This is a genomic window from Arthrobacter sp. SX1312 (assembly GCF_002929295.1).
In the GTDB taxonomy this organism is placed as follows: Bacteria; Actinomycetota; Actinomycetes; order Actinomycetales; family Micrococcaceae; genus Arthrobacter_D.
Map to the genome: position 1 here is coordinate 144191 of NZ_PJIM01000002.1, position 15352 is coordinate 159542.

The following is a 15352-nucleotide window of genomic DNA, read 5'->3' on the forward strand; positions in this document are numbered from 1 at the left end:
TGGGCGCCGCCCTTCTGCTCGTAGTAGGTCTGGATGCCACCGTTGGTGGTGGCGAAGACCTGGCCGCGGGACCAGAAGACCTTGCCGCCCTCGAAGTCCTGCCGCACGCCGTTCGGGACGGCGACCTCTCCGGACGTGGGATAGCCCAGGAAGCCGCGCTCGTACCGGTTGGCGGCGTAGTAGCTCCTGATGCCGCCGATGACGGCACGGGCTCCGGTCGCAGGCGACCAGTTCACGTAGCCGTTCTGGAAGCTCTGGGAGTACCCACCCTGCCAGCCGGTCTTGTTGCCGGTCGGCAGGCCGAGGAAGGAGTGGGCGCCGCCCTTCTGCTCGTAGTAGGTCTGGATGCCACCGTTGGTGGTGGCGAAGACCTGGCCGCGGGACCAGAAGACCTTGCCGCCCTCGAAGTCCTGCCGCACGCCGTTCGGGACGGCGACCTCTCCGGACGTGGGATAGCCCAGGAAGCCGCGCTCGTACCGGTTGGCGGCGTAGTAGCTCCTGATGCCGCCGAAGACGGTCTGGGCTCCGGTCGCAGGCGACCAGTAGATGTACCCGTTCTGGAAGTGCTGGAGTCGGCCGCCACGTACGGAGAGCCCGCCGGCGTCGCCGGTGGGGAAGCCCAGGAAACCCCTGGTCCACCCGGTGGCCGAGTACCGGGCACCGATGGCGTCGTCGAGCACGATCTGCGCGCCGGTGCTTCGGGTCCAGAGGACATGGCCTTTCTGGAAGCGCTGGGAGCAACTGATCCCGTCACAGCTCTTGTAGCCGAGGGGGTCGCCGAGCACGGCGCGGTTGGCGTTCCATTTGAGGTACGTCTGGCCATCGACGGTGTAGCCCGCGACCCGGAGCAGGGGTGGGGGTTGCGGCGGGACGGCCGCCTGCGCGGGGGGTGCAAGAGCCCCCGCCCCCGACCACAGAACAAAGGTTGCTACAGCAACGGCGCCGAGCCTCATCATCCTGGACATCAAGACCCCATAACTCGCGAAAGCGTTACTGAGACCCTGATGCGTCAATACGGAACGATCACCCCGCCTGCCTGTTTCGTTCCGTGTTTCGGTGACTATACGGGCGTATCGCGCTCTTGTGACCACCAATCGGGCAGGGAATTCTTCGACAGCGGCTTTCCGTCCGAACCCGGAGACCGCGTCGGCCTGCCTTTGTCGGGCGAGGAGTTCCTCGACCGCTCCTGCACCTCCGCGCGGATTCAGCCGCTGGCCGAAGAACCGCGCGCCGCCTGCCCCGGGCGGAGGCACTGCGATAGAACTGGGGTATGAACGTTCGTACCCCTGACCCCAATCCGGGTTGGCTCTCCGAAGATGACCTGTACGAGGCCCGCCGCCGCCTGCCGATGGTGTACGTGGAGGCGATTCCCGTGCGGTGCGACGCCCTCGGGTACGTGAACGAGGTGGGACTGCTGCTGCAGGCCAGCGAGCAGGGCGAGATGGTGCGCACCTTCGTCTCAGGACGCGTCATGTACCGGGAGACCATCCGGGCCGCGCTGCTGCGACACCTCGAGAAGGACCTGGGGCCGCTGGCCCTGCCCCAGCTGCCGCCGTCGCCCGTGCCGTTCACGATCGCCGAGTACTTCCCCTCCCCCTCGGAGACGGGACTGACCGACGACCGCCAGCACGCCGTCGCCCTCGCGTACCTGATCCCCGTCACCGGGGAGTGCAACCCGCGCCAGGATGCGCTGGAACTGTCCTGGCTGACGCCGTCCGAGGCGCTGAGCCCGTCGATCCAGGCCGAGTTCTCGGGAGGACGCGCGGACCTGCTGCGCCAGGCACTCGCCCACGCCGGCTGGGGACGCTGAGCCGACGGCACTTGCCGGCTCCTCGTTCCCGTATCGTCGTATGGGCGCGCTGGGGCGCCGGGAACATCCAGGGGGCTAGAGGCAGAGGTTGGCACGACGTACATGATGGTTAACAGGGTGGACAGGGCAGGACTGCGCGCGGTCCCAGCGGAGATGCTGGCGGCCGGTGATGTGCTGGCGCTCCCCGACGGCGGGGACACGGCCGAGGTCACGGCGATCGGGATCGAGAACGACGACTTCGGGGTGCCCGCACTCGTCGTCGCGACGGTCGCCGGAGACCACCGCATCACGATCGCCACGGGCTCGATGGTCTATGTGGAGCCCGCGGACGCCGAGATCGGGGTCTCCGCCGTCGCCGCCGACCACGGATCCCCCGAAGCGCTCGTCGCCCAGGTGGCCCAGGCGCACCCGGACAGCACGGACATCCAGGACGTCGCCGGGCGGTTGGCCCGCGGCATCAACCTCAAGTCCGGCAGCAACCTCCAGGACCTGCACCAGCTCGCGCTGGCCCTGTTCGTCGACGAGGGCGACGCCGCAGCGGCCCTGGGCATCGCCGACCTCCTGGCGGAGCTGCCGTTCGACGGCAACTTCGGCCGCTGGAAGTGGATCGAGGGCGGCCTCGCGATCGCCGCCTACCTCACCCGGCACGACGAGGAGCGCTCCCTCCGCTACTCCGCCGCGATCCGCGCGGCCGACGACGCCGAGACGGACCCGCTGCGCGCCAAGACCAGCGCCATGTACCGGCAGCGGCAGCTCAACGAACCCAATGTCTACGACCCCGAGATCCTCCGTGCCTCAACCGCCGGACGGATCGACGTCGAACGCGACTGGCGCGTGCTCCGCATCGGCGTCCTGCTCTACCTGCGCGCCCACGGCGGCTCCGAGACACTGAGCCGGGACGTGCTGGAGCGGCGCATCGCCGCGGAGCTCGCCGCCGTCGCCGCCCTCAACGCGCAGCTCGCCGACCGGTAGCGGTCGGGCCGACCGCCGTCGGGCTGGCAAAATGGGGTGGTGCATCCACAGTCCCAGCAGTCCTCGTTCGCCTTCTCCGTCCGTCACCGCCTCGAGGACACGACGCCGGGAGCCGGGAGCGGCGGGCCGCGGCACGGGCGCACCGGGACGATCACCACCCCGCACGGCGAGATCCGCACGCCCGCCTTCATCCCGGTGGGCACCAAGGCGACCGTGAAGGCCGTGCTGCCCGCGGCGATGGCCGAGCTCGGCGCCCAGGCACTGCTCGCCAACGCCTACCACCTGTACCTGCAGCCGGGCGCGGACATCCTCGACGAGGCCGGCGGGCTCGGTGCGTTCATGAACTGGCCCGGCCCCACCTTCACCGACTCCGGCGGCTTCCAGGTCATGAGCCTCGGATCGGGCTTCAAGAAGGTGATCACCATGGACGTCCCGGTGGACTCGGACAAGGCGGGCGCCGACGACCGCGTCGCCGTCGGCAAGGAGCGCCTCGCGCACATCGACGACGACGGCGTCTGGTTCAAGAGCCACCTCAACGGCGACCGCCACCGCTTCACGCCGGAGATCTCCATGCAGGTGCAGCACCAGCTCGGTGCGGACATCATGTTCGCCTTCGACGAGCTGACCACCCTCATGAATTCGCGCGGCTACCAGGAGGAGTCCCTCGAACGGACCCGGCTCTGGGCCCAGCGGTGCATCGTCGAACACCAGCGGCTCACCGAGGAGCGCAGCCACCGCCCCTACCAGGCCTTGTTCGGGGTCATCCAGGGCGCACAGTACGAGGATCTCCGACGGAAGGCGTCCGCCGATCTCGGCGCCATGGACTTCGACGGGTTCGGCATCGGCGGTGCCCTCGAGAAGGAGAATCTCGGGACGATCCTCGGCTGGTGCAGCGACGAGCTGCCCGAGGACAAGCCGCGCCATCTGCTCGGCATCTCGGAGCCCGACGACCTCTTCACCGCGATCGAGAACGGCGCGGACACCTTCGACTGCGTCTCGCCCACCCGGGTGGCCCGCAATTCCGCGTTCTACACCCCCCACGGCCGCTGGAATCTCTCCAACGCACGGTTCAAGCGGGATTTCACGCCCCTCGTCGACGGATGCGACTGCTACACCTGCGGGAACTATTCACGCGCCTACATCCATCACCTGTTCAAGGCGAAGGAAATGGTGTCCGCGACCCTCATCTCGATCCATAACGAACGATTCGTCGTGCGCATGGTCGACGACGCCCGCGAGGCCATCGACAACGGGACGTTCAACGAATTGAAAGCCGAAGTGCTGGGGTCCTACTACCGGTAGAACTCGTTCCTGACAGGAAGCTGCGGAATTCTTGTCGAATTACGGGCCGGATCACGGGAGATCGCTGATAATCTCCGACTGTACGATATTCCCGGTCAGAAGCCCCTGGTTCCCGAACGTGGAGTTCACGGCAGGAAATGGGGGAACAATGCGGAGTCCCACGCCGCTCTTCTTGTGGACGGCCGCGGGCGTCCTCGCCCTTTCCGGCTGCACTTCGCCGCCCGCCGATGCGCCGGGCGCACCGGCATCAGGACCGTCGGCCCCGGGATCGACGACGGCTCCCGAACCGTCCGTCCCGGCGACGACGTCGGGGGCTACGGCGACGGCACCGGGTCCGCCGGCAACGGTCGCCCCGGATCCGGGACCGAGTGTCGAGGCAACCCTCGAAACCGGCATGGAGTCCGTGCCCGCGAGTCCCACCGCCATCGCCAATGAGGCCCTCGGCGATGTGGTGTGCGCGGCGGATGCAGCGGGCGTCTGGTCCTTCTCCGGGACGCTGACGAACACGGCCGACACCGAGGTGACGTTCTCCGTCGTCGTCGCGGTCGGCAGCACCAGCAGCGTGGCCGGCCGCGCGCGCATCGAACGAACAGTACCAGCCGGCGGCACGGCTGAAGTCCGCGCTGACGCCTTCGCCGATGGGGCCCCAGCATCTTCCACATGTCAGGCGGTTGTCTCCCGGTGAACCATTCATCCACGTCCCTTCCGGCGCGCGCGCTCGCTGTAGTCTCGCTGACCGCGCTCCTCCTCTCCGGACTCGCTCCGGGTGCGGCCGCGGCGCCCGCGCCCTCCGTCACGAGCACGGAGCAGAGCCCTCCCGCAACCACACCCCCGGCGACGGCCGATCCGGGCACGACTCCCCCTGCTGCCGGGCTGCGGACACCCGCGCCCGAGAGCCCGGAAGCAGTTCCGGAGCCGTCGACCTCCGGGACGGTCCCGTCCGAGCGTCCAGCGACAACGGCGCCTGCGGTCCCGGACCCGGCTGAACCGTCGGACCAGGCGCCGGTCGCCCCGGCCGGCCCGGGAAGTGACGTCCCACCTGAGGGAACCGCACCGGAGGGAACCGCACCGGCGGTGCCCGAGGCGCAGGAGCCGACTGCCCCGGCGGACGCACGAGACTCCGAGGTCGGCGCTGCCGCAGCAGGCCCCTTCACCCCCATCGGAGGCATTGCCGCCAAGTGGAGGGCGCTCGGCGGGGCCGGAGGTGTGCTGGGAGAACCGACGTCCAACGAATCCTGCACCGCAGGACACTGCGTGGAGACCTTCGTCGGTGGAGAGATCCACTACACCCCCTCCACCGGAGCGCACGCCGTACTGCTCGCCTCCGGCAACACCGGCCCCCGGTGGGCAGCCGGCGGGGGCCTGCGCGCCTTCGGCTACCCGATCACCGATGAACAGTGCACCCCGGGCGGCTGCTCCCAGCGGTTCTCCAGCGGGATCGACCTCACCTGGAGCACGACGGCCGGGCACCAGCGGGTATGGACCCGGGGTGCCGTCGGTGGCGCGCTGTACAACCTGTACGGCGGCTACGCTGCCGTCGGCTACCCGTCCTCGGCCGAGATATGCGGCAAGCGGGACAACGGCTGCGTCCAGGAGTTCGGCGGACTCAGGATCATGTGGTCCGCGTCGTCCGGCGCCTACGGGGTATGGGCCCCCGGAGCGATCGGCGGCGCGTATTCGCGGACCGGCGCAGAGAACGGCTGGCTCGGTTATCCGACGTCCAAAGAGACCTGCGGACTGCGGTCGGCCGGCTGCAAGCAGACCTACCAGCGCGGGGTGATCTCCTGGTCATCCGCAACAGGCGCCCACATCAGCCGCGGCGGGATGCTCTCCGCCTGGGCAGCGCGCGGCGCCCAGAACGGTGTACTCGGCTACCCCCTCGAGAACGAGGTGTGTGGACAGCCGAACGGCGGGTGCGTCCAGAAGTACCAGGGCGGCTCGACCTACTGGTCCCCGGCGACGGGCGGACATTCGACGAACGGCGACATCGGTGCCCGCTACAGGAACCAGGGCGCCCACACCGGCTACCTGGGCTACCCGCTGGAAGCCGAAGTCTGCGGACAGCGCAACGGTGGCTGCTACCAGCGGTTCCAGGGTGGCGTGATCCTCTGGTCACCCGCGACCGGGTCCCAGCCCGTGCGCGGAGGCATGAAGACCAGATACGAAGCGATGGGCCGGCAGCTGAGCTACCTCGCCTACCCCCTGACGCCGGAGCGCTGCGAGGGCGGCACGTGCGTGCAACCCTTCCAGGGCGGCTACATCTCTTGGAACGGCTCCGCCAGCCGGGATCACCGGCACACCGAATGCACCACGCTCAACAATGGGCGTTCCAAGTACCCGACGGGCGGCGCGAAGAGGGTCCTTCTCACCATCGCCGGCGGGTACGGCCAGAGTTCCGCCAAGGCCGTGTACTGCCAGCGGGTGGCGGGAACCTATGTCACCGACTGGCAGACGGACGCGACGGTAGGAGCCAGCGGCTTCAAGCGGCCGGGAGTCCCCTCCGGGCCGACCCGCTTCAACTACTCCCCCACCGGGTCCTACTCCGTGACCGAGGCCTTCGGCCTGGGCAACCCCGGCACCGCGCTGCCCTACCGCACGCTCAACCCCCGCTCTCGCTGGGGCGGCAACCCCTACACGAGCACCTACAACAAGTACTTCGAGTCCTCCACCTGGGTGGGCTACGACGAGGACATGTGGTACTTCGCGACACGGGCGACCCACGATTACCGTCAGGGCGCCGTGATCAACTACAACCGGCCGCCGGACTCACCCATCGTCCAGGATGCAGGCTTCGCCATCTTCCTGCACCAGAACAAGGTTCCGACGGCCGGGTGCATCGCGCTCGACGACTGGGCCGTCGTGGACTACCTGAGGAAGTCGACGCCCGGGGACCGCATCATCATGGGCGTCGCATCGGACCTGTTCCGGTAGCAGCACTCCTGCCGCACCGAGAGGACCCCCGACGGGAAACCGGCGGGGGTTCTCCCGTTCCGGGGACCCCTCCGCGTGCTCCGGACGAACGGGGGACCCTCTGCCACGGCCCGGATTCGAACGTGTTCAGTTCTGGTTTACACTCGGAATTGAACACGTTCGAAAAAGGAGACCGATGCCCTCGCCGACGGCCAAGAGCGAAGCGACCCGGGAGTTGCTGGTCTCCACCGCGCTCCGGCTGTTCCGCGAGCACGGCTACGAGAAGACCACCATGCGGGCCATCGCCGCCGCCGCGGACGTCTCCACCGGGAGCGCCTACTACTACTTCGCCTCGAAGGACGACCTCGTCCACGAGCTGTACCGCAGCCTCCAGGAGGAACACCGCTCGCTGGCCCTCCCCCGTCTCCGCGAGGGCCAGAATCTCGGTGAACTCCTGCGGATCGTCCTGAACACGGGGGTGGGCGTGATGGGTCCGTACCACGACTTCGGTTCGAACTTCATCAACATCGCCATCAAGCCGTCCGCGACGACGAGCCCGTTCGGCAGCGAGTCCGCCGTGGCCCGGGCCCGCGCCATCTCGCTCTTCAGGCAGGCCGTGGCGATGTCGCGGCCGCAGCCGCCCCTGGCCATCCGGGACGACCTCCCCGAACTCCTCTGGTACGCCTACATGGGCATCACCCTCTTCTGGGTCTACGACTCCTCCCCCGACCAGATCCGGACGCGCCGGCTCATCGACCAGGCCGCGCCGCTCCTCTCGAAGCTCGTGATCCTCTCCCGGCTTCCCGTGGTGCGGAAGATCGTCGAGGACATCGTGCAGCTGATCCGGGGGACCCGGCAATGACGGAGGACCCGGCAGGAACGGGCGACGCCGGGCGGCGCGCACCGAACCCCCGCCATCGGGTGACGTTCGGGATCGGCGCCGTCGCCGTCGGGTTCCTCGTGGGACTCTCCACCCTCGCGCTGGCCTTCGCCCTCTCCTGGGGGCCCGACGCCCCGGGCGTCTTCCTCCTGGCACTCTGGTACGGCGTCGGCGTCGGCGTGATCACCGGCCTGCCCCTCGGCATCGTGCTCGGGCTCCTGCTGCGCCCCGTCGCCAACCAGTGGGTGCACATCGGGGTCTTCTTCGCCGGCTTCACCCTGGTGTCCTTCGTCATCATCACCCTGCTGTCCCCCTCCCGGGTGCTCCTCGAGAGCCTCCCCATCGCCCTGATCATCGGAGGTGCGGGCGCCCTGGCCCGTGCCAGCGTCTGGAAGCTGGTCCACGTGCACGGAACCGAGCAATGAACCCTGCAACGAACCCTGCCATGTATGACGACACGACCACCCGAACGGTGGTCATCGCCGGAGCCTCGGGATTTATTGGGGCGGACCTGGTCCGGCGTTTCCGTGCCCTCGGGACAGAGGTCCGGACGATCGGCCGGTCCGGGCGCGTGACCTGGGGGGACACGGACGCCATCGCGGAGGCGCTCGACGGCGTCGACCTCCTCGTCAACCTGGCCGGACGCAGCGTCGACTGCCGGTACAACAGGCGGAACGCCGACGCGATCTTCTCCTCCCGGGTCGACACCACGGAGGAACTCGGCCGAGCCCTCGCACTGTGTCGCCGGAACGGCGGCACGCCGCCGGGTGTCTGGATCAACGCGAGCACCGGCACGATCTACCGCCACGCCACCGACAGGCCCCAGACGGAGCACGACGGTGACCTCGGCACCGGTTTCTCGGTGTCGGTCGCGCGGGCCTGGGAGCAGGCGCTGTCCGACGCGGACGTGCCGGGCATCCGGAAGGTGGCCCTGCGCCTGTCGATCGTGCTCGGACCCGGAAGCGTGATGACGCCGCTGGTCATGCTGGCGAGGACCCGGCTCGGCGGCCCGATGGGTCCGGGGACGCAGAAGTTCAGCTGGATCCACCTCGACGACGTCTTCCGTGCCATCGTGTTCATCGCCGGGACGTCCTCGCTGAACGGGCCGGTGAACGCGGCGGCCCCCGACGTCGTCACCAACGCCGAGCTCATGGCCGCCCTCCGCACGCGCCTCCGCATCCCGGTCGGGCTCCCCACCCCGGTATGGCTCCTCGAGCTGGGCGGCAGGATCATCCGGACGGAAGCAGAGCTGGTCCTCAAGAGCCGGTGGGTGGCCCCGCGCAAGCTCGTCGACGCCGGCTTCACCTTCGACCATCCGACGCTGGGACCGGCGCTCGACGACATCCTCACCCCGGACCGGGTGGCCGCCGTGGAGCCGAGTCGGGCAGACTAGGACGATGTCCGAACTCCAGCCCTCCGCAGCCCCCGCCGTCACCCTCACCATCGCCGGTTCCGAGGCCACGGGCGGCGCAGGAGCCCAGGCGGATCTCAAGACGTTCCAGGAGCTCGGCGTCTACGGCGTCGTGGCCCTCACCTGCATCGTCTCCTTCGACCCGAAGAACGAGTGGCAGCACCGCTTCGTCCCGGTGGACCAGCAGGTCATCGCGGACCAGCTCGAGGCCATCCAGTCCTGCTACCCCCTGCGCACCGTCAAGCTGGGCATGCTCGGCACCCCGGCGACCATCGACACCGTGGCCTCCGCACTGACGAGCCAGGAGTGGGACAACGTGGTCCTGGATCCGGTGCTCATCTGCAAGGGGCAGGAGCCCGGCGCCGCGCTCGACACCGACGAGGCACTCAAGGCGAACATCCTGCCGCTGGCGACCTTCGTCACCCCGAACCACTTCGAGGCGGAGTCGCTTTCCGGCATCAGCATCGGGTCACTCGAGGACCTGGAGGAGGCTGCCCGGATCATCCACCGCCGGAGTGGTGCCGTGGTCCTCGCCAAGGGCGGCGTGCGCATCGACGGCCCGGACGCCGTCGACGTCTACTTCGACGGCGAGACGCTCGAGGTCTTGTCCTCCCCCAAGGTGGGCGAGGTCGCCGTCAGCGGCGCCGGCTGTACCCTCGCAGCGGCGATCACCGCGGAACTCGCGAAGGGCTCGACACCGCTGGACGCCGCCCGCACGGCCAAGGCCTTCGTGACCGAGGGTATCCGCAACCGCATCGCCTCCAACGCCCCGTTCGATGCCGTCTGGCAGGGCGGCGCGGGGTCCGCCCGGTAGCCGGCACGCGATGGGCGCCGCCGCGGGGCAGGAGAGCACCGGAGCAGGGGCCACCCCGGCTCCGGCCGGCGCCGCCGGCGGGCGGGGATCTTCGGCGCGGCGTCCCGTGCACGACGACCGACGCGGCGAGAGCGGGAACCAGCGCCTGGACCGCAACTGGCAGGAGATGCTGCAGGAGCTGCGCGTGATGCAGGCCGGCATCCAGATCCTGGCAGGGTTCCTGCTGGTCCTGCCCTTCCAGCGCCGCTTCGAGGAGCTCGACGACCTCCAGGTGGCCGTCTACCTGTGCCTGCTGTGCCTGTCCGTGCTGATCCAGGCACTGTTGCTGTCCACCGTGAACCTGCACCGGGCGCTGTTCCGCCTCCATGTCAAGGGGACGCTGGTCAGGCACACCTCCGCGATCATCCCGGTGGCCACGGCGCTCGTGGGACTGGTCCTCGCGGGGACCCTGTGGCTGGTCTTCGACCTCGTGCTGGGCCGGACCGCCGGCCTCGTCGTGGCAGGAGCGCTCCTGCTCGTGGAGGCGGTCCTCTGGATCGCCTACCCCCTGGCCCTCCGCCGTCGCGCGCTCACGAAGCGCCGCTGATCCGCCGCCGAGGGCGGTCGGCAAGCGCCCCGCGTCAGCGCGAGTGCGCCGCGAGGAACGCGTACACCTCGGTCTCGTCGACGCCCGGGAACGCCCCCGGCGGCATCGCCGCGAGCAGGTGCGAGTGGGCTCGCGCGCTCGGCCAGGCATGCCCGGCCCACTCCCGCGCGAGATCCGCGGGCGGCCGGCGGCAGCATGACTCGTCGGGACAGAAGGACTTCTCGCGGATGTCCGTATCCCGTCCGCGGAACCATTTCACGTGCGCGTACGGCACCCCGATGCTGAGCGAGAACTCGCCGCTCGCCGCCCGCTCGGTCCGCGCCGTGCACCAGTAGGTGCCGCTCGGGGTGTCCGTGTACTGGTTGTACGCGCGGAACTTGTCCTGGACGTCGAACACCACGCGTGAGGTCCAGCGGCGGCACGACGGCTGACCCTCGATGGCGCCGGTGTGGTCCTGGGGGAAGGTCACGCCGTCGTTCTCGTAGGCCTTGTAGATGATGCCGCTCTTGTGCGTCTTCTGGAAGTGCGTGGGGATGTCGAGGTGCTCGGTGGCGAGGTTCGTGAAGCGGTGCGCGGCCGTCTCGTAGGACACCGCGAAGTTGTCGCGGATGTCCTCCACGGAGATCTCCTTCGCCGCCTTCGCCCGCTTCAGGAACTCGACGGTGGGCCGCTCCGGGAGCAGGAGCGCCGCGGCGAAGTAGTTGGTGGCGACCCGTTGGCGCAGGAATTCGCCGTAGTTCTCGGGTGTCCGGTGCTCCAGGACGTAGTGCCCGAGCGCCTGCAGCAGCACCGAGCGGGGGTCGTGATCGGTCCGCTGCGACTGCGTGAGGTAGATGCGCCGGTTCTTGAGGTCCGTGACGGACCGGGTGGAATGCGGGAGGTCGCCCACGTGGTGCAGGGAGAAGCCGAGATGCGCGGCGATGTCCGCGATCAGGTGCTGGGACACGGGCCCCGTGCTGTACCCGACGGCGTCGAGCACGGTCTGCGCCTGGACCTCGATCTCCTGGAAGTAGTTGTTCCGCTCCCGCATGACGGCACGCAGTTCGGCGTTGGCCCGCCGCGCCTCCTCCGGCGTGGCCACCTGCTCGTTCAACCGGCGCTCGAGCTCTCCCTGCAGGCCCACGAGTGATTCCAGCACCTCCACCGGCAGCCTCGACGAGATGCGGACCTTCGGCAACCCCAGCGACTCGTAGAGGGGGCCGCGCTGTGCGCGCTCCAGCGCGATCTCCAGGGCGGCCCGGCGCGACGGCGGCTCCGCGCCGAGCAGTTCGTCGATCGTCACCCCGAGCGCCGCCGCGAGCCGCTGGAGCATGCCGAGCTTGGGCTCCCGCTTGCCGTTCTCCACGAGGGACAGCTGCGACGCGACCGTGCCGACGGCGGCGCCCAGGTCATCGAGGGTCAGGTCCTTGGCCTTGCGGAGGTGCCGCACACGCCGCCCCAGGCTGATGAGGTCCAGTGCCTCCCCGCCGACGCCCGGCGGGGTTGCGGAGGTCCCCGAGGCGGGCTGGGTCCAGGCGGAAGTCGTCATTTCTTGACGATAAGCGAAGAAGTGCGTTTCTTGCCAGAGCCGGAGGGTAGGAACGTCGGCAGGAGTGGCGAATTGTTGATTCCACACCCGCCGGGGCAGCCGGCCACCCACGAAGGAGATAGCAATGACGCAGGAACCCTCCCCCTCGAATCCCTCCACCGGGCTGCAGGGCCCGGCAGCGGACGCCGCCCGGGAACTGGACCTCGAGTGGTCGGCCGATGCGCGCTGGGAAGGCGTACGGCGCGACTACTCGACAGCCGACGTCGTCCGCCTGCGCGGCACCGTCCAGGAGGAACACACGCTCGCGCGGCGCGGCGCCGAGAAGCTGTGGCGCCAGCTCACCGACGAGGCCCGCACCGGCGGGTACACCAACGCCCTCGGCGCCCTCACCGGCAACCAGGCCGTGCAGCAGGTCAAGGCCGGACTGCGCGCCATCTACCTCTCCGGCTGGCAGGTGGCTGCGGACGCCAACAACGCCGGGCAGACCTACCCGGACCAGTCGCTGTACCCGGCGAACTCCGTGCCCACCGTCGTCCGCCGCATCAACAACGCGCTGCTCCGCGCCGACCAGATCGAATGGGCCGAGGGCACCTCGACCGTCGAGGACTGGCTCGTGCCGATCGTCGCCGACGCCGAGGCCGGCTTCGGCGGGCCGCTCAACGCCTACGAACTCATGAAGTCGATGATCCAGGCCGGTGCCGCCGGCATCCACTGGGAGGACCAGCTCGCGTCGGAGAAGAAGTGCGGGCACCTCGGCGGCAAGGTCCTGATCCCCACCCAGCAGCACGTGCGGACCCTGAACGCGGCGCGGCTCGCGGCCGACGTCGCGGGGACGCCGTCGGTCATCGTCGCCCGCACCGACGCCGAGGCCGCCACGCTCATCACGTCCGACGTCGACGAGCGGGACCAGCCGTTCGTCACCGGCGAGCGCACGCCCGAGGGCTTCTACCACGTGCGCAACGGCCTCGAGGCGTGCATCGCCCGCGGCCGGGCCTACGCGCCGTACGCGGACCTGCTCTGGATGGAGACCGGCACCCCGGACCTCGGCCTGGCGCGGCGCTTCGCCGAAGGGATCAAGGCGGAGTTCCCGGACCAGATGCTCGCCTACAACTGCTCGCCGTCGTTCAACTGGCGCAAGCACCTCGACGACGCCACGATCGCCACGTTCCAGCGCGAGCTCGGCGCCATGGGGTTCACGTTCCAGTTCATCACCCTCGCGGGCTTCCACGCCCTCAACTACTCGATGTTCGACCTCGCTCACGGCTACGCCCGCAATGGCATGAGCGCCTACGTGGACCTGCAGGAGCGCGAGTTCGCCGCCGAGTCCCGCGGCTACACCGCCACCCGTCATCAGCGCGAGGTCGGCACCGGCTACTTCGACCAGGTGGCCACGGCTCTCAACCCCGGCGGCAGCACGCTCGCGCTCGCCGGCTCCACCGAGACGCAGCAGTTCCACTGACCCTCCCCGCAGCATCGGCATCCGACCTCCCAGGAGCACACCATGAACGACCCCTACACCCTGAACGGCATCACCCTCACCGCGCCGCCCATCCGCCGCCAGGGCGAGATCCTGACCCGCGAGGCACTGGACTTCGTCAAGGCGCTGCACCGGGCCACCCACAAGCGCCGCGAGGAGCTCCTCGACCACCGGTGCCGTCAGCGCAAGGCCGTGGCGGCCGGCGCCGACCCGCACTTCCTGCCCGAGACCCGGCACATCCGTGAGGACGCGTCGTGGCGGGTCGCCCCGACGGCCCCGGGACTCGAGGACCGCCGCGTGGAGATCACCGGCCCCGTGGACCGCAAGATGACCATCAACGCCCTCAACTCCGGCGCGAAGGTCTGGCTCGCCGACATGGAGGACTCCTCGACGCCGTCGTGGTCCAACGTGATCAACGGCCAGCTGAACCTCCGGGACGCCCTCGCGGGACGGATCGGGTTCACCTCGCCCGAGGGCAAGGAGTACCGGGTCGAGGGCCCGGCGGACGCGCTGCCCACGATCGTCGTCCGGCCCCGCGGCTGGCACCTGCCCGAGAGGCACGTCCTCATCCAGGACGTCGCCGTGGCGGGGGGCCTGTTCGACTTCGCCCTCTACTTCTTCCACAACGCCCGCACCCTGATCGACCAGGGACGCGGACCCTACTTCTACCTCCCGAAGATCGAGAACCACCTCGAGGCGCGGCTGTGGAACGACATCTTCGTCCAGGCACAGCAGCTGCTCGGCATCCCGCAGGGCACCATCCGCGCCACCGTGCTGATCGAGACCATCACGGCGGCGTTCGAGATGGAGGAGATCCTGTACGAACTGCGGGACCACGCGGCGGGCCTCAACGCGGGCCGGTGGGACTACATCTTCTCCGTCATCAAGAACTTCCGCACCCGCGGCCCGCGCTTCGTCCTGCCGGACCGTAACGCCGTCACCATGACGGCACCGTTCATGCGCGCCTATACCGAGCAGCTCGTCCGTGCCTGCCACCGTCGTGGCGCCCACGCGATCGGCGGCATGGCGGCGTTCATCCCGAACCGGCGCGACGAGCAGGCCAACGCCCTTGCCCTGGAGAAGGTGCGGGCGGACAAGACCCGCGAGGCCGACGACGGCTTCGACGGATCGTGGGTGGCGCACCCGGACCTCGTGCCCGTGGCGATGGAGGTCTTCGACGCGGCCTTCGGTGACCGCCCGAACCAGCTCCACCGCCTGCGCGACGACGTCCGCCCGGACGACGTCGCGCTGCTCGACATCGCCGGGACGCCGGGCACCATCACGGAGCGCGGCGTCCGCGAGAACCTCGAGGTCGGGGTGCGGTACATCGAGTCCTGGCTGCGGGGCAACGGCGCGGCCGCCATCAACAACCTGATGGAGGACGCGGCGACGGCCGAGATCTCGCGGTCGCAGATCTGGCAGTGGATCTACACGAGCGCGCTCACGGACGACGGCGAGGTGATCACCCGGGAGCGGGTCACCGATCTGCTCGACGAGGAGTTCGCGGCCCTGACGCGGTTCGACGGCGACCGGTTCGACGAGGCCCGCGAGGTCTTCGAGGAGGTGGCCCTCGGCACGCAGTTCCCCGCCTTCCTGACCGTGACCGCGTACTCGAAGTACCTGCGGGACGAGCGGGCGCTCGCCGCCGCGTGACCCCTTGCA

Annotated in this window: 14 protein-coding genes; 11 read left to right on the top strand and 3 right to left on the bottom strand. The window is 69.6% G+C overall.

The window, feature by feature from the left end:
* Window positions 1-965 (bottom strand): LGFP repeat-containing protein (locus CXQ92_RS18110; protein WP_368784566.1); only part of this gene is annotated, 965 nt, incomplete at its 3' end.
* 305 nt (window positions 966-1270) lie between these two features.
* Between CXQ92_RS18110 and CXQ92_RS08045 the strand changes: the two genes are divergently transcribed.
* From CXQ92_RS08045 to tgt, 3 genes are all read left to right on the top strand, one after another.
* A complete protein-coding gene (locus tag CXQ92_RS08045; RefSeq protein ID WP_104167058.1) occupies window positions 1271-1810 on the top strand; it encodes an NUDIX hydrolase family protein in 540 nt (179 codons plus the stop codon).
* A 117-nt stretch (window positions 1811-1927) separates the two neighbouring features.
* Window positions 1928-2782, top strand: a complete 855-nt coding sequence (locus CXQ92_RS08050; protein WP_258069814.1) for a DUF6707 family protein — start codon at window positions 1928-1930, stop codon at window positions 2780-2782.
* Window positions 2783-2821: 39 nt separating this feature from the next.
* Window positions 2822-4084, top strand: coding sequence for a tRNA guanosine(34) transglycosylase Tgt (gene tgt / locus CXQ92_RS08055; protein WP_104168151.1), 1263 nt, complete (start codon window positions 2822-2824; stop codon window positions 4082-4084).
* A gap of 51 nt (window positions 4085-4135) precedes the next feature.
* On the opposite strand, the gene CXQ92_RS08060 is transcribed toward tgt, so the two are convergent.
* On the bottom strand, window positions 4136-4666 hold the full coding sequence (locus CXQ92_RS08060; protein ID WP_104167060.1) for a hypothetical protein: 531 nt from the start codon (window positions 4664-4666) through the stop codon (window positions 4136-4138).
* A gap of 78 nt (window positions 4667-4744) precedes the next feature.
* On the opposite strand from CXQ92_RS08060, the gene CXQ92_RS08065 reads away from it, so the two are divergent.
* The 6 genes from CXQ92_RS08065 (at window position 4745) to CXQ92_RS08090 (ending at window position 10685) form a co-directional block, all read left to right on the top strand.
* Window positions 4745-7015 (top strand): L,D-transpeptidase family protein, encoded by a 2271-nt coding sequence (locus CXQ92_RS08065; protein WP_104167062.1) that lies wholly within the window; start codon window positions 4745-4747, stop codon window positions 7013-7015.
* A 175-nt stretch (window positions 7016-7190) separates the two neighbouring features.
* A complete protein-coding gene (locus CXQ92_RS08070; RefSeq protein ID WP_104167064.1) occupies window positions 7191-7856 on the top strand; it encodes a TetR/AcrR family transcriptional regulator in 666 nt (221 codons plus the stop codon).
* Window positions 7853-8299, top strand: coding sequence for a hypothetical protein (locus tag CXQ92_RS08075; protein ID WP_104167066.1), 447 nt, complete (start codon window positions 7853-7855; stop codon window positions 8297-8299). The genes CXQ92_RS08070 and CXQ92_RS08075 overlap by 4 nt, the downstream gene beginning before the upstream one ends.
* 20 nt (window positions 8300-8319) lie before the next feature.
* On the top strand, window positions 8320-9267 hold the full coding sequence (locus tag CXQ92_RS08080) for a TIGR01777 family oxidoreductase (protein ID WP_104167068.1): 948 nt from the start codon (window positions 8320-8322) through the stop codon (window positions 9265-9267).
* 4 nt (window positions 9268-9271) lie between these two features.
* Complete coding sequence (locus tag CXQ92_RS08085) at window positions 9272-10099, top strand: hydroxymethylpyrimidine/phosphomethylpyrimidine kinase (protein WP_104167070.1); 828 nt, start codon at window positions 9272-9274, stop codon at window positions 10097-10099.
* Window positions 10100-10109: 10 nt separating this feature from the next.
* Window positions 10110-10685, top strand: a complete 576-nt coding sequence (locus CXQ92_RS08090; RefSeq protein ID WP_219815700.1) for a DUF6328 family protein — start codon at window positions 10110-10112, stop codon at window positions 10683-10685.
* Between the two features lie 34 nt (window positions 10686-10719).
* On the opposite strand, the gene CXQ92_RS08095 is transcribed toward CXQ92_RS08090, so the two are convergent.
* The gene (locus tag CXQ92_RS08095) at window positions 10720-12213 is read right to left on the bottom strand and encodes a helix-turn-helix domain-containing protein (RefSeq protein WP_104167074.1); all 1494 of its coding nucleotides are present in this window, start codon (window positions 12211-12213) and stop codon (window positions 10720-10722) included.
* 124 nt (window positions 12214-12337) lie between these two features.
* Here CXQ92_RS08095 and aceA point away from each other — a divergent pair, with 124 nt between their 5' ends.
* Together aceA and aceB are read left to right on the top strand one after the other, a co-directional pair.
* On the top strand, window positions 12338-13672 hold the full coding sequence (gene aceA, locus CXQ92_RS08100; RefSeq protein WP_258069815.1) for an isocitrate lyase: 1335 nt from the start codon (window positions 12338-12340) through the stop codon (window positions 13670-13672).
* A gap of 42 nt (window positions 13673-13714) precedes the next feature.
* Entirely contained in the window at window positions 13715-15343 is a 1629-nt protein-coding gene (gene aceB / locus CXQ92_RS08105; RefSeq protein ID WP_104167076.1) for a malate synthase A, read from the top strand.
* Window positions 15344-15352: the final 9 nt, after the last annotated feature.